General features: G+C 43.4%; 1 protein-coding gene. It reads right to left on the minus strand.

What is annotated here, in order from left to right; all coding sequences use genetic code 11:
- Window positions 1-72: 72 nt before the first annotated feature.
- Window positions 73-22,968 carry a DUF4347 domain-containing protein gene (locus tag ACFE93_RS14295; protein WP_375473913.1) on the minus strand — a complete coding sequence of 7,632 codons (22,896 nt, stop codon included), beginning with the start codon at window positions 22,966-22,968 and terminating at the stop codon, window positions 73-75.

Genomic DNA, 22,968 nt, shown 5'->3' on the forward strand with positions numbered 1-22,968 from the left:
AACAAAATAAATGTAGAGACATGAGATATCACGTCTCTACAAATCGAGAATTAGCAAATTTTCAATAAACTACTAGTTCTTCCTTTCTTCATCAACTATAAGTCGAGCAGAAAGTAAGCTGAGATCGTCGAGAGTGATAAAGTCTTCGCCAAGACCAGTATCTATATTGGTGTCTACTGAGATAGATTCGATGGTAACTAAATCGGCTCCCGAACCAAGTAGAATACTTAAGTTTTCAATGTCATTGTAGTTGATTTCACCGTTCATGCTGAAGCCAGTAACTAAGGTATCGTTGATAATCACTGTGTTGTCTTTTTTATCACCTGAGTCATCGATATTTAATGTATTGCTACCTGTACCACCTGATACAATCAGCGTTGCGGAGATATCATTAACAAGTTGGTTAAGATTGCCGACATTTACAGTGTCATTGCCAACACCAAGTTTAACGTTGGTTTCACCAGAGATATTTTCGACATTGACTGTATCGTCACCTGCACCTGTATCGATATATGTTAGTTGCTGGTGAGTACTTTCAATGCTGAGAATGTCGCTACCCGAACCCAAGTTGATATTTAGGTTCTCGAAGTTGCCGTAGTTGATTTCACCGTTCATGCCGAAGCCAGTAACTAAGGTATCGTTGAGAATCGCTGTGTTGTCTTTTGTATCACCTGAGTCATCGATATTTAATGTATTGTTACCTGTACCACCTGATACAATCAGCGTTGCTGAGATATCATCAACAAGTTGGTTAAGATTGCCGACATTTACAGTGTCATTGCCGATGCCGAGTTTAACGTTGGTTTCACCAGAGATATTTTCGACATTGACTGTATCGTCACCTGCACCTGTATCGATATATGTTAGTTGCTGGTGAGTACTTTCAATGCTGAGAATGTCGCTGCCAGAACCCATGATTATATCTAAACTCTCGAAGTTGCCGTAGTTGATTTCACCGTTCATGCCGAAGCCAGTAATCAACGTGTCATTCAGGATGGCTGTGTTGTTAGTAATATCGCCAGAGTCATCGATATTAAGGCTATCGATACCCATACCACCCGATACAATCAGTGCTGCTGAGATATTATCAACGAGTTGGTTAATATTGCCGACATTTACGGTGTCATTTCCAGCGCCGAGTTTAACACTGGTTTCTCCAGATATACTTTCGACATTCACTGTATCGCTACCAGCACCTGTAGAAATGTAGCTAATTCCTTGGTGAGTGCTTTCAACTATTACAGTATCGCTTCCCGAACCCATTAAGACATCGAGCATTTCCAGTTGGCTGTAGTTAATGCCAGCAGTTAAATCTAAACCCCTGATAGTACTGTTAGTTAACGTCAGGGTACTGTTGTCGCTATCACTAGAATCGTTGACTGTTAAGTAATCTTGACCCTCTCCACCGCTGACTGTTAGCAATGCAGCAATGCTATCGACAGTGTTGTTATTATTAGCAATCTCAATATAGTCATCACCAGCACCAGTATCAACCGAGGTAGCAGCGCTAATAGTTTTAATGAATACCATATCGGCGCCTTCTTGAGTAGCGATGTTAGTAATACCCAGAGTTTTTTCCAGAACTAAGGTGTCAGCGCCGATACCTGTATTAAAGTTGAGCTTGCCAGTAAAATCATTGACCAACTTAATGTTGTCGGCACCGGAACCTAATTGGACATCGATTTCCTTCATGCCTGAGTATTGGAAGCGGGTATCGAGACCGATACCGAAGACATTGCTCTGTGTAATCTTAATGCTTTCGTTGCGACTCTTGGTTTCATCTGCGACATCAACTATTAACTGGTTGTAACCCGCACCTGCGTCTACTGAAATTTTCTGGGTAAAGCTGGTGTCCTTGATAGTGAACTTGTCATTGCCTGTACCCAACCTGACATTGATCGCTTGGAAGTTTGTATATTCTAGATTACCTGCACCTGTGAAGCCTGCGATCTTACCGTTATCGAGAACTAGGTCGAATGCTTCTGTCTTGTTAGCGTAGTCCATCAAGATGGTGTTTTGTCCCTGACCGGAGTTGACATTTACCTCAGCAGTAATGTCGGAAGCAATGTTGAGCAAGTTATTACCCGAACCCAGGTTGATATTAATTTTTTCAACCTTGAGGTAACTAATATCACCTGTCATCCCTGCTAAACCGGAGATTCTATCTACCGTCACCTTGAGGTTATTGTTCAACGGGTTGCCGCTATTTTCTATATTTAAGGTATCAAAGTCATCGCTAGTATTGATATCTATCGAACCTGCGATGTTGTTGAGGGTTTTGTTCTTATTCCCCAAGTTGATAATATCGTTACCATTTTGCGACCTAATAATAGTCGTGAGGATACCAGTTGCTGAGTAGTTAATGATGCTTCCATCAATGTTGATAATATCGCTATCGTTGCCAGTGTTAATCTTAACACCGATGCTCTTGAGGGTACCGCTTAAGGTAATAGTACTACCGATACCAAAGTCTTTATTATTAAAGTCACCTTGGATGGTAATTTCACCTGCTGTTTCGATGACTGCCGTTGATGCAATCATCAGGTTATCACCAGAATTCAAGGTAATATTACCTTGTATAGTCCGAATGGCAGCGTTGATTGTCAAGTCATCGCCTGCAAATTGAGAGTCACCTGATTGCAGACGGATTTTATCGCCTGCATTGATATCACCTACAATATTCAGAGGACTGTGGGTTTCAAGTTGTACTCCACCACCTGCGGTTACGCCAGTGACAGTTAGTTCGCCATAGTTACTCAGGTTAACAGAAGTGCCTGCGGTCATATTTACTGTTTTGACCGAGGTTTCCAGCAGTTGAGTATCCGTGCCCACACCAGCGATCGCTTTAATTGTCAGTGATTGGGCTGTCAAATCTGCTACCTCATCGTTAGATAGACTGTTCACCTGACGAGCAGTAAGGTTGACCTGATTTGTGGCAATTACCTTACCTACCTGAACTGTGTCGCCTGCGGAGAGATTCAAGCTACCTTGCTGAACGGAGACATTGCTTAGTGTGACAGAATCTACTTCCTTGATAGTCACGTTACCAGTGGTGGCGATCGCTGTCAGTTGATCTGCGTTGGTGCTGACATTAATCTCTTTGAGTGCCATTAGTTCTAACTTGTCAGCAGTCAAAGTGACTCCAGCAGCAGTAGTGAGACGACCACCAATCAACTCACCTTGGGTGTTGAAGTAGCCAGTAGATGCCAAACTCAGGTTTTGTGCGGTGGGTGTGTCGATGAAAAGAATATCTGCACCACTAGAAATTCCGACATTGGTTCCCTTAATATCTTTGAAGCTAATGTTACCTAAGTCCCGTTGTGCTTTTAATGTTATGGAACCAGCAACTATGGGGAAGCCAGTGCGTTGCTCTTGAAGAATTCCCGATGGAGTTACTAACTGAATACCACCAGCTAACTCCTGCTGCATCTTGGCTTGCAGATTCAAATATTGATAGTTATTAACCGCAGTAAATTTAATTTGGACATCTTTATACTGCGGATTTTGTGCTGTGAATTTCTTGTAATCGGACTCAGTTGAGTAAACAACCTTGTAACCAACTACGATATCATTGCCATTTGCATCCTTCTGGGTTTCATTCGGGTCTACAACTGTGTAAGCGTACAGCCCTGCGTCATTTTGACGGGTGTAAACAGTAGTGCCATTGGGAATCTCGTTAAGATTTTTGCGATCGCCACCTTTACCTAATTCATAACCATCGATGTAGTATTCACGACTATTATTACCACTAAAGACGTACCGACCGCTCATTTCTTCGATGAGTTGATAACTGATGGTATTCAGTACCGGAGCCAGTCTTAAGCTATTAATTTCAGCAGCCGTTAGCGCTACTAAGTTATTACCAGATTGACGATAAACTTTTGTGCCTTGAACAAGTTCTGCTGTGTCTAAGTAGTAATTATTGTTGCTATTTACATCCCGGTAGCGGTAGTAGCCGACAAACTGACCTTCAGTGATTTGGTTCCCGCGTGCAATTAAGTTAACTTTTTCTAAAGGAATTGCCTTACCAGTAGAGTCAACAAAGGTTTCTGGTGAGACGATCATGCTACCGGAACCTAATTCTAATGTCAATTCGTTAGTCTTGATTTTAGGTAGTTGTACGGAACCCTGAACAATACCTGTTTTACCGTAAGCAAGTTCTAAGAGCGTCGTTCCTTCCAGGGTAATATCTTTATCGATAATGATTTGTTGCGTCGCCCGTAATTTTAGAGTATTACTCTTGAGTAATTTATCACTAAGATTAGTGGTAGAAGTAGTGACAATGACATTGGCAGTCTTACTGACAAGTTCGATGCTACCGTAGGTGGCAGATTCGATTCTCGTATTCGCAATTAGATTACCTGCGGTAACAACTTTCACATTACCTTGCAATGCAATCAGGTCGCCTAAAACTAGCGTCTTCGCATCATCGGCGCTGATTCTCTCAATTAAGATATCGCCAGTGTTAGCAGTTGCAGATAGTCCATTAGTTTCTGTGGCTGTTTCAAAATTAATCGTTTTTCCAGATGTAGCAGTTATTTTCTGCGCCACTACATCAGCTATCCCATCATTGGGGTTGAAGGCGAGAATTACACCATTCTTAGAAGTGAGATTAATTTGACTGCTGGCAATTAAGTTACCTTGGGCATCATAATCACCGTACAAACCAGCATTAATTTCTCCGAAGGTCATATCGCCACCGGAGGTAATGTTAAAGGTGCGTGCTTGACTATTATTAATCAACTTCACCAAGGTAGCGGCTAATGCACCGCTAGTATTCAGGGTAAAGTTACCGTCACTAATTTTCGCAGAGGTGAGATTTAAGGTAGTAGCAATGTTGTTAATGCTGACATTACCTCTACCACCTGCTTCTAGGCTCAGGTTATTGACTTGGGTGTAGAGATCGAGATTACCGTTAGCCGTGTTGACATCTAAGGTATTAGCACGAATCAGGTTGGTGTTATTGCTAATAATGCTATCTGCGGAGATGTTCATAGAAGTACCAGCAGATAAATCATCAGTCGCCTCGAGATCCAGGGTTAATACGCTATTGGTGTTGAGGGTAAGCTGATCGGCCGCTTTTAATTTATCAACGGTGACATTACCACCAGCAGTAATCTGAATATCGTTACCTGCACTTAAAGCTGTGACGTTGAGTAAACGAATACCACTAATGGAGTTGATATTAATATTGCCGTTATTATTGGCGATCGTGGCTTGAACATCGGTAGTAGCTTTTTTATCAACTGTGAGGTCAATATTACCACTACTGGTGTTATTCACATTCTCCAAAGTAGTAACGTCAACATTGGCACTAATACCAGATTTAGCGGTGAGCTTGATGGTGTCAGCCGTCATTAAACCATGTTGACGTTCACCATTGGTAATCAAGTAGTTGTTAATAGCACCCTGAGAGGCGGTGATGTTTTCCGTGCGGAATTTATTATCGGTTCTGATGCTGACATCTTTTACCTGAATATTACGGGTTTCGTAACGTGGGCGACCATCATAAATATCTTGTTCTTGGCTTACCCACTGATAAGAAAGTTGCACACGCCCATCGTAGATGGGTTTATATCGAGAAATCCAGTGGTACTGGTAATCGTTCCAATCTTGGTAAATATTATCAGTTAATTCGTTACGCCCTCGAACAAAGCCACCAATATCGTCACCACCCGTACCTTGCAAGTCTTCGACGTACTCACTTTTTGTCTGTATTTGATTGTACTGGGATTTCCAAATATCAAAGTTAGCGTTGCTCAATCCAAGCGTAGTGGAGTAATGCCCTGAAACTTCATCATCTAAATCATTCGGATGTCCATTATCGTTGTATATGTCATCCATGTTACTTTGATCGCCAGGGTTAAGGTCTCTCCAACCCCATGTCGGCATCTCATCTTCATCATCATAAGGCGTACCGGAACCATCATCATTGTCCATCCAGTAGCCACCAAGGTTAATCCAGTCTCCCCAATAATCGAATCTAAAGCCAAATTGATTACTTCTAATACTAGAAGATTTTTGAGTGAAAGATGATGTGTTATCGCTCAAGGTAGTTACATATTGATTGTAAGCTTTAATATGGTTGGTGTAACGACCCATTGTATAAAGAGCTTCTACTGGGTTTGATGTTGTGTTACCACTATTCCACTCAGGAGTTATGCCTAGATTAACCGTGCTACGCTCATTCACATTAAAGAATCTTGTACCAGTATTGTTCACGTAGGTTACATCCCAATAAGCCTCTCCATCTTCTTGGGGGTTATGAGGGGTATTATAGCCACCAGGATAGCCATCATTTTGATAGTAGTAATTTGATGCTTTTTGAGTATAGTTAACATCTGCGACATCCCAATAATACCCAACATATTCACCCGTAGGAGAGGAAACACTACCTTGAGTTATCCATTGATGTAATGAATTATAAGTGTTAGGCGAAAGCTCATTAAATTTATTTTTATTATTGTCATTTAAAAGTTTCGCCTCACCTTGAGACACGGTTCTAAGTATTGCTGCTAAATCAGCCGCAATTCCTACTGGCACACGGATATATTTATCATTCCAGCCATCAACATCAATCTTGATAATTGTGGTTGCAATATTATTAGGATTGGTAGCCACATCGTAGGAGTTGTATAAGCCACCATTTGCCAAAGTATTTAAATAAGCTTGATAGTTAGAATAACCTTTGTAAATGGCTACCTTATCTTTTTGTGCGGCGGTCAAATCAGCAAAAACATGATCGCTTAGTGGTTTACCAGCACTACCCCAGTTAACCTGGTTAACATCATAGTCAATAGTATTAATGAAACCAGCTTGTTTGTAGTCCTCTCCACCAATGAATTCTTTGCGATAAGTTTGTCCATTAACAGAATCATCTTTATAAGATTCTGTAGTTTCAGTTAGATTCCAATAAACATCAGTGCGAGTAGGATTACCATTAACTGTGCGATCGACTTTAGCATTGCTATAACCAAAATCATAGAGTTTGTAGTAACCCAAATATTCTAGAACAACATTTTTCTGGTTATCATTTAATTCATTGAAACTGTGATTGGGATTTGCAATATCAGTTTCAACTTTCTTTCCTTGAGCGTCAGTATAAGCCCACTTATTACTTGTGCTATATTTTGTGGCTGACCAACTTGTAATCGCAGAAGTATTATAGTCAACCTTATTAACAAACCATTCACGTTCAGTATTTGTCTTGGGATTCCAGTAACTATCTTGACTGAGGTTGACATCCATTGTGAAGAATTCATTACCCACGCGAACTTGATCTACTCCTACTTGTTCGGTAACGGTAGTGGGTATCCAGTTAACTACTTCAACCTGAATTGTGCCATCAGAAACTTGCTTAGTTCCGGTGACAACTGGAACAGTAATGGCTTTTTGGGTAATAAAGGGAATGGGTACAGGTTTAGTTCCTGCACCAAGGGCAGAATCTGCACTAATGGTAACTGTTCCACCAGCGAGGAGAGTGGCAATATTATTGGCTTTTAAAGTGCCTGTACCATTGATCAGAATATTACCGCCACTGAGTTGAGAACGAGTAACTGTACCTCGGAGTGTGCTTAAATCCCAGTTGGGGTTAATACCAGCCCGAACATTGATGTTTTGCGCTGCGGTAACTAAACCATTAATCTCGGCTGAAGTGACTACATTCAAGGTGACATCTGTATTGCTGTCTAAATAACCTTGCACCCAGAGAGAATCAGCAATGACTTCAATATCTTTATAAGAATCCACTAAAGCTGAAGGAGGGATAAGAGGTGCTTGACTCTTGGCAATAATGACTTTGCCAGTACCATGAATTTGAATGCTGGGATCAGTGGTTATAGCACCGCCATAGGTTTTAATTAAAGCATTATTGGGACGTACAGACTTGAGAAGATCAGTTTCTTGGTAGTCCAGCAGATAGAGATTTTTACCTTTAACGATTATCTGGCTACGCGCTCCGATCGCTTTGTCAATGAAGACATCACCTGCATTATTTTCACTGATAATGCTGATTTTTTCAGGGTTAACAGTAGTGCCATTAGAGGGTGCAACTTGTCCACTTAAGACAATACCAGCTTCAGCCGAGATATTAATATTGCCACCGAATGCAGTTTCTAACGTACCACCACTGATGCGGGTGAGTTTAGCTGGTAGTTCAGAACTGGAGACTGGAGCAGCATTTACAGCTAATTTGACACCATTAGCATCGACATATTCACCGTTGCTGTTAATGTATAAACTAAAACTATCAATTAAACGTCCTTGAGGATCGCGGTAAATTAACGGTGTCAACATTAACCCGTAACCTTGAGCGTTTGTACCACCGTCAACGGTAAGGGTATCTTCTGCTTTCAGGTAGCCGTTAATTAACAGTAAACCTGCACTATCAATCGTAATATCGGCATTATCGTCATAAGCCTGAATTAAACCATCAATTTCAACTTGTCCTTGAGCCGTAATATTAATCTTGCTATCAGTGATATCTGCAAAGATTGATGTACCTGTTTCCGCAAAGCGTGCAGTTGCGTCACTCTTAATGGAACTGAGATCGTTCATAGTGAAGTCTAGCAGATTAGCACCACCAGCAATATTAATGTTGACGTTACCAGTCGCCCAAGCGGAACCACCACGAGTTACCATTTTACCGTTCTCTACACCAGCACCACCGAAGGTGACAACATCTGTCGCGCTAAGGTTAACTGTAGCGGTTTTACCTGTCCAAGTTACGGTGTTGTTGTTAAGTGCAGCACCAGCCAACAGTGAACCAGTTACATTAATTACATCACCAGTAACGTTAACCGTGCTGTTATCGGCACTGCTCATGACGCGGACACCGGAGCCAATATTAACAGTACCCGTACCGTTAATGGTGACGTTGCTAACACTCGCTAAATCTAAGCCTTGTTGCTGATATTGCCCATCAACTAAGATAGTGCGACCGAACTTAATGTTACCGTTGGCATTAGTTTGGCTAATATTGAGGACTTCTCCTGTACCTTGTACCAGAATTTGACCGTTATAAGCCTCAATGTTATTACCCGCTGCAATCTTGACTGTACCTTGGCTGATGATGTCAGTCATTAAGGTAGCGTTGTTGGTAGCTGCAATTAAGATTTCAGTGGTATTCGCATTAGCATCACCTGCGGTATTGCGAAGTACGCCCTCAATGCTGACGTTCTTACCTGTCATCGTCACATCTGCATCGGTAATAATTCGTCCAGAGGTGCGTGCAAGGGTTAAATTTCCGTAGGTAGCAGCAATATTAAGGTTGGTCATACCAACGCTACCTTCGCCAATGGTGCTGTCTATGATGACATCATTTAAACCAGCAATATTAACTAAACGTCCATTAATTTTACTGGTGCCGAAGGTGTGAATACTGGTTTTACCTGCTACTATATTTGCACCAGCACTTAAGCGCACTTCATCATTAGCAGTGAGGCTACCGTGTAACTCAAGGGTATTTTCGGCAGTGAGGATAATGTCAGAACCTGCACCGCCAGCGATAATATCCCCTTTGACTATGCCGTAGGTTCCCACATTCATTTGAATCGAACCATCACGAGTTTCTAGTAACCCAGTCCCATCGAGGTCAATATCAATACCATCGGGAGATTTACCACTGTTAAGGTTGATTGCTTTGTAACCCAGTATCTTACCAGCAATATATAACTTGCCATTTGGCCCATTTGGAGAACCAATAGTGACAACTGAGCCGACTTTATCAGCCTTGATAGTGTAAGGCAAGGTTGAGGTTAAGTCAGTGGTCAGGTTGGTGAAACCTAACTTATTAGCGTTAGTTGAGCCATTTTTCAGGAAAGTAATTTCGTAGGAACTGGTCAACATTAAGCGACCTTCCCGAATTTCCACGCTCATGTCAAATTCGTCAAAACCATTGTAGGTGCTACCAATTGGACGGGTGGTAGTATCTTGGGAGCTTACAACCTTCCAAGTTGCGTTTTTAATGGCATCATTTAAGTCTGCAACTAAGTTACCTACTTGAGTGTTATTAGCAGTAGCACTAGCAGGGAGGGTAACAGTGGCTTCAATTTTATAGCCAACTTTATCAAGGCGTAATTTTAAGGTGACATCTTGACTGAGTACACCAGTTGCGAATTCGTAGAAACCTGCGGCTTCAATTTCATTGGTGTGTGCAGGTGCAAGGATGTCAATTCTTCCGGGGGCGTTGAGGTTGATTTGGCTATCTTTGCCCCAAGTTGAAATCTGCGTTGAGCCATAAAGCACCATCCCTTTACCGGAGTGGTTTACTCCTGGCTCTACAGGATCAATACCACCAATCAAATCAATTCGTTTACCTGCACGCAAGGTTTGACCAATTCTGACTTGATTTTCTGCGGTAATTTTGATAGTTGATTCGCCACCAAAGTCGCTGACATAGCGACCCATGTAAGAGCCTTTGCTATCTCGAACTGTGGTAACTTCGCCACCTGGTACTAATAAACCTTGAACATCTGCATCTTGGGCGGCGTTAATTTCAATGGAACTATTAGCAGCATGGGTAACTAATTCACTGGCTGCTTGAATGTATGCACCTGTACCAGAACTGTGTGCGCCGCCTGTGACTTTAATGAGGTCATTGGCGAATAAGTAACCACCAGTTTCAATCGGTTCACCTTGTTTATTAACGGTATGACCACCAATAAAGGCTTGACCAGCAGATTGAATGTTAATTTCACCGTAGTTACCAGACCAGTCAATGGTTTGTGAGAGCAGATTACCGTTATTATCAAAGACTTGGACTAACTTACCACCGGATACTAAAGTACCCATCATTTCCATGTTTCCGGCATTTTTCATGGCGATTAAAGCACCAGAACCATCGGAAGTTAAGCCCATCGCGGTTGCACCACCCGCAGTTGTCACCAGTAAGCCAATACCATTATCATCAGCGCCAGCAATACCACCATTCATGGTTACAGACTTTGACGCAAGTAGACCAGTATCTAAGAAGATTTGTTGACCTGCGGTAACAGTCACTGTAGAGTCGTTACCAGCCCAAGTTACGCCAGTTGCGCCAATCGTACCACCGGCAACTACTGCACCTAAGATGTCAACATCTTGCGCTCCGCGAATATTGATGCTGCTACCCGCTTGCTTGGTGTTAATTCTGGCTGTACCGTGAACATAAACACTAGAACCTTCGGTGTTTGCGCCATTAGTACTCTTACCATCGGCATCAAAACCACCTTCGATGGTGATGTTATCTTGAACATTGAGGAAAGTTTCTAAGTAAACCCAAGTTGGTGTACTAATCTTCAGGTCAGAATTATGACCGAGAACGTCGATGTTACCCCGGATAATGATGTCATCACTAGCAACTAATTTCAAGGTGGTGTCATCAGCCAGACTGGTTAATGTACCAGTGATCAGCATACCGAATTGATCTTCACCAATGGCAGTTAGATAGTGATCTTTACCCTTACCATCTTTAGGTAACTTACTGAAGTAGTCATTTTTGTAGTGATTTAAGGGACTACCAGCACTGAGTTTCATCTGGTCGCTGGTGGTGACAGTGCCTTTAATTACTAATTCATGCGGCGAGATAATCGTTGCGTCTGCACCTTCGCCCGTCTTCACGGCAGTGGGTTTACCGTTAATATCATCAAAACGAGCGCCTGCGGTGACTGCACCTCCACTCTCAATAATCACCACTTCACCAGCAGAAACCTTGATATTACCGTAATCTTCACGAGCGGCTATCACACCACCTTCCATGACCTGGGTCATGGTATCAGCCCAGATATCAATACCAGAATTAACCCCTTTGGCTTCGACTAAACCAGCTATTTTGATGCTACCACTAGTTTTAATTTTGGCTAAACTACCGCTTTGGAGGACTGTAATATCACTACCGATATCTGTTTTTAGGCTATTAATACCGTCTTCGTAGGTGACTAGGGTATTAGTACCTGTACTACCCTGAATGTTGATGGTGACATTTTGAGTACCGCGTAACCAACCACTGACTACCATTTGCTCAGTCAGGTTCATTACCAAATTACCAGCGGTGATACCAGAATCAGGTTTACCATTGGGGTTGTGGATATTTTGCTTATTAATTTGGGCTGTGCGAGCTTCAATGGTCAGAATTTCACCTGGTGCACGGACATCGCCTCTAACATCAAGATGATCTGTTTTGAGAATAGTGGTGTTGCGGAATTCTGGCTGATAGGCTTGTGGATTGCGAGGTGTGGCTACCATCTTGCCTGTAGTACCATACATTACATCCCCGATGGTCATCTTGTTCCCAGTATTGGTACGACCGATGGTTACGGTGTCAAAGTCGCCAGCGATCGCCGCCAAGTCTAAACTAGATAACTCCATAACATTGGGATTATTAATACCAACATCATTGAGATCAGCACCAGCGGAATTTTCGGCGGCTGCACCGAGGCTGTATGTCCAAGCCAGTTGATTGGCTTGTAAGGTGAGATTACCAATACCGTTGACTTGATTGGCTCCGGTGCGGAAGTTGATATCATCGGCACTCAGGACAATATTTGCCCCAGCTTTGCGTCCGGTAATGCTGCCACTGAGTAATGTCAGGAGAGAATCTTGAGCTAGGAGGGTGATATATGCGTTACCGCTACCATTGGCGATCGCATACTGTTCATTACCATCTGTAATCAAACTGCGCCAGTCGTTACTTAGCTGTGTTACCCATTGGTTGTTCTGCATCCAAGTAGGTGTAACGCTAACTTGAGGAATTGTTAATCCGGCGTTAACAACCGTTGCTGTCTTCTCTAAATTGGTTAGTTTCAGGCTATCGGCTTCTTCAATTACAATGTTGCCTGTTCCGTGGAGTGATGTTGCAGCAGTTAATGTTCCGACCTCTGTTAATAGAGCGGCTTTGTCGCTGCCAATGCCATTTTTCGCTTTCAATATTAAGTGACTATCGCTACCAATAATGCTGGAGGCATTGGAATTAATAATCGCACCATCGGCAGCTATCAACCGTACCCAACCGCTGCCTTTACCGTCTTCGCTATCGCCTGTGGAAACCTTGATATTAGACTCAAGAAGAATATTTGACTTATCACCGTAGGTGCGTAAATCTACGTAACCATTTTGTACTGCATTGAGGGTCTTGCTGACAGTGATATTGTTGAGGGTTTCAACGATAATCGCATCGGCGTTAATCTGACTTTGGAAGCTAGCTTGAGAAGCAACGACTCTAACATCGGTGGTGCCGTTGCGAGAGACACCATTGTTGTCGGTGTTGTTCAAGGTGACATTGCTACCAAAATCGAGAATATTGATGCCTTCTACCTTACCTGCTCGACCGATGAGGGTGAGGCGGTCTAAGCCACTGGTATAGTTGAGAATTTCACGACCGTTGCGAAGCTGGTTCTGGTTGAGAGCGATCGCATCTTTCATCATTTGTTCGGCGATTACTTCATCAAAATCTCCTACGGTGTCGTTGAGATTAATGATGCCATCAGCACCGGAACCAGTGGCCCGACCCAAGCGCACGAAGTAGGTATCGTTACCGCCTTTGTCGTCAATGAAGATAGTGCGATCGCCAAAGTCTGTAATGTTTACTAGGTCATTACCACCGCCCATAACCAGGCGATTGAAGGTCAAATTACCCTTAATTTCGTTTCCTTCACCTTGAGTGACAGCAAAGCCACGGGCATTGACAGTGGCATTGAGTTGTTTAGTTGCAAGCGAGAAGTCTAAGGTATTATTACCTTCACTGTCGTTGATCCTATCAAGTCCAAAGTCATCCTCAAATAGGTAAATATCATTGCCTCCGCCTCCGGAGAGATTATCAATGCCAATGCCACCACGCAGCACATCGTTAGCAATACTGCCGATTAATTTATCCCTGCCGGCGCCACCTATCAACGTTGCACCCTTGAAGGTGTTGCGGTAGTTTGTATAACGAGTATCTTTAGTGTCAAGAAGCCATGAAACCGATGCATCAAGCACATCATCACCATCGCCACCGTCGGCGATACCACCGCCTGTACCGAGTATCAGTTTGTCTTTGCCTGCACCACCAGTAAACTCAACGCCAATGTCAAACAAGCGAGATGCATCGAAGGTATCATCACCTGCGCCACCATCAGCAACAACTTTAGTAACACCTTCAAAGGTTTGATAGTAATCCTCGAATTCAACACTAACTTTATTGCCTTGACCGTATAGGGTAAAAGTTTCACTTCTATCTGTAATGTCGCCATATTTACGGAAGCTGGAGCGGCTACCACTATTGAGGTACAACACACCATTTTCGACTTTTCCTAAGTAAGGCTGTACATTAGGTGCCTTATACTCTAGGGTGAGCAAATTAGCGTCAATCAAGTTAATGTCTAATATCCGGGTCTTGCTGACAAATAGATTTAGGTCTACAAAGGCATTGATCAACAAGTTTACCTCGGTCTTGACATTTGCCAAGTTCTTAATACCCCCAGCTTGACCATCATTATTGGGGTCATAGCTGAACATTGTGGCAATTTCCGAAGGATGAATCTTGCCATCGCTCTGCCAGGTTTGATTTGTCACAAACCCTAACTCATCCTTAGTTAGGGTGGGTTTGGAGATGTCCTGTAAATCAACACCCATCTTCACCTTAATACCGCCACCGACACCTGCCTCAATAATGCCTAGTGCCAGAGCCGCTTCTAAACCTAAGTAAGCCTCAACAGTGAACTCATCCTTTTCTTGTGGCTTCACACCCTTCTGCGTGGGGATAGTAAAGTCTGTGAGGAAGAAGCCATCAAAAGCATCGAGCGGGTTTTTGGATTTAATTGCTTTTTGAATACCGGAGGTATCGTAACCAAAGCCTAAATCAGCCTTGGCACTAAAGCTGCCTTTTGCAGAAATATTAACTGTAGCTGGAGTGGGTGCTAAGGGAATCACTGCTAAAAGTGCATCAAAGTCGGCGCTAAACTCTAATAAAGGTAGCTCGTAGGTAAATAGTGTTGCGCTTTCCCCGGTTAAAATATTCTTCCAATTGGAGATATCCTTGATATACTCCATAATTCGGAAGCCAGAGCGTGGTGTCTTGCTGGTACCAGAACTAGAGTTTACAGAGCCAGCCTGACGGGTATTTGCTGCGAGAAATTTGTCAACTTCGGTGGATTGGGGAACATTCGTCGCGGCTACAGTTTCCACTTTGTTGGTACCCAGTCCCATGATGCTACCCAAGGGCAGCCATTCACCTGTTTTTAAACTAGCTATTTGATCTACCAACCCAAGCATTTGCTTGGCTTCGGTGATGAAGCTCCAATCAATAGGCTTGCGACCCTTCAGCACCATAATTTTGTTGACTAATCCTTTCAGGGTGGGGTCATCAGGAATAATCTTATCTAAACCATCTATTTTCTTATCAAGGACATCAATGAGTGGCTTCATTGGCTGGAGGGCATCGCGGACTTTCTCAGCGATAGGTGTCAAGAAGTCACTAACGAAACTGCCCATGTCAATCCGCATATCGCGCAGACCGAAACTGGGAGCCATCATCTTTTGGCCCAGTTGCCAACTCCAATTAAATACTAGGTCAGCACCTATTTTGGGCAGTCCCTTCGCACCATCTATTTCTAGGGTCATGCCGATATCTAACTTGGTATCGACTCCAAAACTTACACCAAATAGGTCTTTGGTGCGACCGGAGAGAATACGTCCTAGCGCCATGCGACCGCGACTGTCACCTTTGAGGTCGAGCGATAGTCCACCATATATACCGCTAGCTTTACCACCTGGGTTGTTGTCCTTCATTTTCGCTTTGAAGAACAACAAGTTACCTTCTCCGCTGAAAGGAGTTATCACCTTGGGATCGTTAGGGCTACCGTCTAAGTAAGCTTTGATACCAACTTCAAGTTCAGGCTTACTACCATCTTTGTTGGTGGCAAGATAAAAACTGTCTTGGAGGCTAAAGCCAAAGCCAAAGTCAAATTTCCAGCCAATATCGAGCGCAAAACCACCATTTATATCAAGACTAAAGCCAGGAATACTGAAATCGAGCGGTAAGTTCATACCTGTACCGACTAGATTTCCACCCAAATCCATATCAAATTGGATTGCATCTGCCCCAGTTGGTAGGGCGCCGCCGACCATCCAGTTTTGCATCAAGTTGCCGAGCTTGTCATACCAACCCACCATGACATCATCGACAGAAATGCGGTTGTCCTTGTTGGTGTCGAGTAGGATATTGAGTTTATCAGGGCCAAGGATGTTGTACAGGGTTTCACGGATAAATTCGATCGCCTTACCATTGCCGCTCAATTTTCTACGTAAATCGCCCAAAATACCCAGGCGCATATCCCGTAGGAACGAAGCTGCGTCACCTAATTTATCGCCAATCAACGGGATATCCTGAGCGAGGTTTGAACTGAGGACATCCTCTAGGGTTCCCACGGCTGTATCGACGCTATCGAGAATAAACGATGGGTCGTTAATTAAACCAAGGAGTGAGAATTTACCGCCCAGTTTTTCAAACTCGCCACGAATGTCTGGGAAGCTCATGATGAGGGGATCTTGCTGTCCCTTATCAGCAGACTTCGCCAGATGTTTGAAAAGTTGTGTCAAACCTTGGTCGCCGTAGACGGGGTTGGTTTTAACTTGGATTGGGCTGAGTTTGGAATCAAGTCCAGCTATTTCTATCCGTACTGGTAAGTTGATATCAAAGCCGCCCTGAAGTTTGACTTGTAAGTTGTCCTTAAAGGATTCCTGACCGATGTAGAATAATCCGTCGTCAGTTAAGGTACCTGCTTTTTGGTCAATTGCAACTAAAAGACCTGCGTAATCCTTGGTATCAGCTTTCCCATCAGCATCAAGTACAACAGTACCGTTATTAATGCCAATGTTGATTGGGCCTGCCTTGAAGTCTAAATCAAGTCCAGTACCAACAAGACGGGCACCAATTTGGGCATAAGTGCCTTTGCCTGTTTGGGCGTTATAATCCCGTAGGAAAATCTTGGGTTTGAGTTTGAGGATACTGTCAAGGTCAACGCCAATATCAAAGTTGAGTTTAGCGGTCGCTTCTAGGGTTAGCTTACCACCACCCTTGAGGTCTGCAAGGGCATCAATCGCATCGAGTGCCGCCGCACCAGCACTACCTGATAGCTGCTTAAAGGTGTCTAAATCAAGGTTGAAGTCGAATTTATCAGAGAATAGTGCTTCCCAATTGAAGTGGATATTTAAAGCACCATTGCTGAGGGAGAGGGAGAATTTTTGCTGGTCAGCAGCTAAGGTGTTGTCATCGCTAATACCGAGGGCAGACTCGATAGTATTTTCAACTTCCTGAACCAAACCAGCAGAATTTTTCGCTGCGATTTCTAGTTTGGCAGCTAGACTATCGAGGAAAGTAAAGGTTTCGCTTAACGAGCGATTAATAACTGGAATTGGTGTACTGTAGAATGACTCATTCGCAAGAGAATCGCTCATAAAGTCGATACCAGCCCGCACACCTTTGATAACCGTCTCAAAATTTAGGTTCTTGAGGCTGAGTAGATCAGATACATCGGGCATTACTACAATAATGCCTTCGTTTTTGACCTTACCACTGGCGATCGCAGCGTTGAGATCGAATGCTTGAGTAACTGGCTGGTTTACAGTTTGGACACCACTCTTGAACTTAGTAAGTGTCGGTACGTAAAGCGACAGTTCCGCGTTTGGCGCGATGGAGATATCACCAAAACCACCATTTACCTTGAGACCCTTGAGTTTCGCTTGGGCATCACCGTCCAACTTGAAGTAGAAGGATTTGAGGAGGTCGCCACTCATCAGGTCACTAAAGCTAAAACGGCGATCGCCTGGAGTAACTGTATTCGGGTCACGGTCTAGCCCGGTTGAGACAGTAGCTGCCATCCTTACCCCAGAATCTGTACCAATTCCGCCTGCTTTTAAGCCCACAAAACCTAATTTCGCCGCTACTTCCAAATCTTTGACTTCTAGGCTGGCTCTACCATTAAGTTCAACATTGTCGATATATAAATTGACACCTTTACTTCCAGGAGTATTGCCAAAGTTGATGACAAAATCCATGCGTCCATCAACACCAGCGTTAATTGAGGTCTTGGCATTGGTGGAAAGCGATGCAACACCACCTAAATCAAGTCCCAAGTTTAGCTGCTGGTCGTTCAGCACTGGTAAGTCTTTGCGGAAGCTAAAGGGTATTACAAGCTCATTCTTGATCGGGTCATAGCTTAAGGGCACACTCAACGGCAGGATACCAGAATTATTAATCGCTACTATCAATTCCTGGTATGTACGTAGAAGTTGACGTTTCTCATGGACAACAAAATCTTTGCTGGCAATACTAATATCGCTAGCAGCATCAATAACAAGAGTCGTGTTATTTTCTACTGACTTAACTTGGTAAGAGGCGTCATTAATCGTTACAAACTTCCCTGCTAAATTGCTACCAAAGTTCGCACCTGATGCCGTCAGCTTACCGCCAGTTATGCTAGCGCCTATACCGGACATCAAATCAACCCGTGGGCGATAAAAATCAATCTTTGAAAGAACTTTATCGTTGATAGCAGTTGCAAAGTCAAGAACACTGCCAAGCGAGAGATCCACAAACGGAATTTCCGTTTGCATGATGTCATATTCACGGTACTGCTGCGCCCAGCCCACCAAATCCTTGAACATCACCAGCACATCGCCAATGCCGAAGTTACGGAAATTCAGCAGTTTATCAAAGTTCTCGTGACGGAATTTAACGCCCGTACCGCCAAATAATTGACCTTCTAGATATGCCTTGGCTGGTGCTGCTCCACCTGATAAATCGTTACCTGCTAAAGTTGCGTATACGGGGAGGACAACATCAATGCGGTTGTCGTTGGTGGTGACTTTAAACTCGCTATTTACATAGGAGATGCCACCACCAAGGCTTAAGGTTGCCGTACCTTTCTCTTTACCAATTTCATTGGAACCGATGCTTAAACCAACCGGCCCAAAGTAACCACCCAGAACTATATCTTTTGCTTCAGCAGTCGCCTTAAAGGAAAGCTTATTGAGGTCAAATTTAGAAGTAAATGTCTTCCAGTCGAAGCTCAGGTCAAAATCGATACCTAATTTAACGCCAAACTCAATATTTGCTTGACCTTCCAATTCCAGACCAAATAGATTCGCTTCTTGGTCGAGTGATAAACCGATATTACGTTTGAATTCGCTATCGCTTGCATAAGACAACGAGAAGCCACTTTGACCGATAACAAAATCAAGCCCTTTAGCGATTGGTAGAGTCGGTAACCAAACATTTCGTAGTTGTTTGATTAACCCTTGTAGGGTTTGTGGAGTGGTTTGGTTAACAGTGGTAGGCGAAATATAACCCTTTATCGAATCTCCAAGAGAGAGATAAGTGCTAATACCCAAAATACTATCAATGGTGGCATTAGTACCTGGCAGTGATTTAGATAACAAGCTTTCAGAAATGAGTGTGCCATCTTTTTCGTATTTAGGTACTAAGCTAGCTTTCAGGTCGATTAACTTATCGGCACCGCTAATCAGAGCATCTTTAATACTCTGAGTTAGTATCATATCTAAGTTCGAGGCATTGAAGCGCGTGATATTGCTGGCGCTAACAAAGTTAACTGCTACAGTTTGGTTGCCGATTTGAATCTTTTCATCAACGACTTTACCAGTGCGGTTAACTTCTATACCTAAATCGCCAGTAAATTGTAAATCAGCTCCTAGTGCCAAGTTAGCTTTACCGCTTCCCTGGAGGGCATAGAGTCCGCCACCGTACATGACCAGTCCCAAAGTACCATCACTCAAACTACCCGACAGTCCATCCGCAAGATTTACAGTCGCAGACAAGTTCTTACCAGCCGCTAGCATTGCTCCATCCGACTCGCGGATGTTAAAGGTAAGATCACCTGTGAGGGTGGTGAGGTCGGCAATACTGAGGTTTAAGCCTGTACCACTAACTTGGTTAACTCCTGTAGCGATCATGACGCCACCCAAGATGACGTTAACACCAGTCTTGTTCATCTGAGCAGAGACATGACCGCCAAGGCTCAAACCGTTGATGCCATCTAAAGCCACATCCCCAGACATCGAGTAAGCATAGGCACTTTGACCTTGAGGTGACTTTCTAATTTGTACTGTGCTGTTGACATTACTCAGTTTTAAACGGACATCATCGGCTTCAGTTGGGGTGCTAGCACCGATGCCAACAAAGGCAGACGCGTTGACACTACCCAACTCAATGATTTGAGTACCATCTGTAGAGCTAACTTTAAAGCTGAAGTTACCAGTGAGGCTTGCATAATCGGAAATCGACAGATTCAGTTCATTTAATTGGAGGCTAAAATTATTGCGATCGCCTTTTCCACTTGCTGTCCCAGAGAACTTAAATAGATCAATGCCGATTAAGGCAACCTGGGCGTTGTCGATGGTGTAGTTGTAAGTATTGTCCGTGTTGACAGTCAAGCTAAAGTTGGCGTTGCTCAGTTTCACGCCGATGTCGTCTTTTCCGTTATCAGGAGTATCTGCACCGTTGCCGACTAGGGCGCTAATATTGCTACCACTGAAGCTGATGTTAGTGGCATCTTTCTTAAAGGTGAGGGCGCTACCACTAAGACTGGCTGCACTACCCGCCACAAAGTCAAACTGTCCAATGGTAACTGACGTGCTGGTTTCATCCCCAGTGGCGGAAATGTTCTTAGCTGATAACGTCAGTCCAGTCACACCCACCAAGCCGGCGCTAGCGTTATCGAGCTTATAGCTGTAAGTCTTGTCAGATTTTAAAAGTAAGTCGAAATCAGTATCACTAACTGCGACTCCAACATCATCAGCAGTATCATTTGTGGCAGCACCATAACCGATAAAGCCATTTACATTTTCACCTGCAAGTGTCAGGCTTAGTCCATTAGCACCTTTGCTGACCTGAAGTTTGAAGTCACCACTCAGACGGGCATTGTCTGCCAGGGTTAGATTGACATCATCGAAGGTAAAGGTTTGTTCGTCGTTACCACCACTGGCTGCCCATAATAATGCGCCAGCGCCGCCAGCAATTGCCATGACTGCTGGTGGTAAATTACGGAATTCCAGGTTGCTGGTAGTAGTGCGATTGAGTTTGTAACTAAAGGTTTTGTCAGAATTGAGTGTGAGTGAAAAGCCGACATCACTAACTGCGACTCCAACATCATCAGCAGTATCATTGGTGGCAGCACCATAACCGATAAAGCCATTTACATTTTCACCTGCAAGTGTCAGGCTTAGTCCATTAGCACCTTTGCTGACCTGAAGTTTGAAGTCACCACTCAGACGGGCATTGTCTGCCAGGGTTAGATTGACATCATCGAAGGTAAAGGTTTGTTCGTCGTTACCACCACTGGCTGCCCATAATAATGCGCCAGCGCCGCCAGCAATTGCCATGACTGCTGGTGGTAAATTACGGAATTCCAGGTTGCTGGTAGTAGTGCGATTGAGTTTGTAACTAAAGGTTTTGTCAGAATTGAGTGTGAGTGAAAAGCCGACATCACTAACTGCGACTCCAACATCATCAGCAGTATCATTGGTGGCAGCACCATAACCGATAAAGCCATTTACATTTTCACCTGCAAGTGTCAGGCTTAGTCCATTAGCGCCTTGTTTAGCACTAAACTCTAGTGTTGTGCCACTCACACTAGCAACATCATCTACCTTTAAAGCATAGTTATTTAGCGTCACTGTGGTGTTAGAAGCGTTACCTGTTGCAGTGACATCGGTCGCAGAGAAGGAAAGTGTTGAACTCCCGGTTAGGGATACAAGACCACTGCTGACTTCATAGGTATAGCCTTGACCAGAAGTAGCAGAGAGATTGAAGGTCGCATTAGAAATAGTTAGTCCTGTGTTGTCATTGGTGTCAAGTGTGTTTGCACCGTGACCAATGAAAGCTGATGTATTAGTTGCAGCGAAGTTTAACTGTTCATTCTGTGCATTATAAGCAAGAGTGCTACCGCTCAAGCGAGTAACATTGCCAACGTCAAGTTGGAAGTTGGTTAGGTTAACTGTTGTACCGTCTTGCGTACCAGTAGCTGTAATATTATCCGCAGATAAGGTCAGTTCGGCAAAGTTATTTAGTGCAGCTTGCCCTGATAAAGAATATGTGTAGGTAGAATCTGCGTTGAGACTTAAATTTAGTGTGGCATTGGTAAAGTTGAAACCCTTGTCATCACTGCTATTCGCTGTGCTAAGTCCTGTACCAATAGATGAACTGAGATTAGTTCCAGTTAACTTCAGTAAATTAGAGTCGTTGGAAGCAATTGTAACAGTGCCATTGAGTACGGAATTGCTATCTAGTTTTAGTTGAATTGAACTTAAATCAGGAAGTGTATTGGAACGCCAAGCATTGTAGAGTTCCTGAATCGTTGTAGGAGTGAATAGCACCTGGTGATAGTCACTTGTTAAGGTGGTAGCTTCAATAGAACCAGTCGTATATTCTAGTTCCCAATCCCCACCAAGATTTGATGCTCCAGTCAAATTATCTGAAGCAGCAACATCGGCTCCTGTTAACCGACTTAGTTGGGTGACAAACTTTTTCCCATCATTCCCAGCAGCAACATCACATCCGTAGACTAAAATATCAGCTGTATCAGTCAGAGCATCTCCCCATCCCCGAATTTGCTTGGCGTACTGCTTTAAATTCTGGCTACTTAACGATGTTGTACCAAGTTGTAACTTTGCTTCATCACCATGAGAAACGATATGAATAGTAGCAATATTCTGCCGTTCTCTCAGTACCCGACTAATCTGCTCTACTCCATTCTCATTGCTCTTAAGATAAATCACCTCTGCCAAAGGATTTACCCCGGACAAAATTTGCTGAGAGTTCTCTACTCCTGCATCAATAAAGACAATTTCACGGGCGGATGTCGGTGTAGTTCTCCCTAAATTTGTCAGGGCATCTCCAATATCGAGTTCGCATCTAAAGTATAAGAATCCTTTAATAGCAAGGGTTTCGGTGTTTTGTAATTTGCCTAATTTTTCGTCAATATTCTTATCCAGCAA

It is taken from the genome of uncultured Nostoc sp. (assembly GCF_964247315.1).
Lineage (GTDB): Bacteria > Cyanobacteriota > Cyanobacteriia > Cyanobacteriales > Nostocaceae > Nostoc.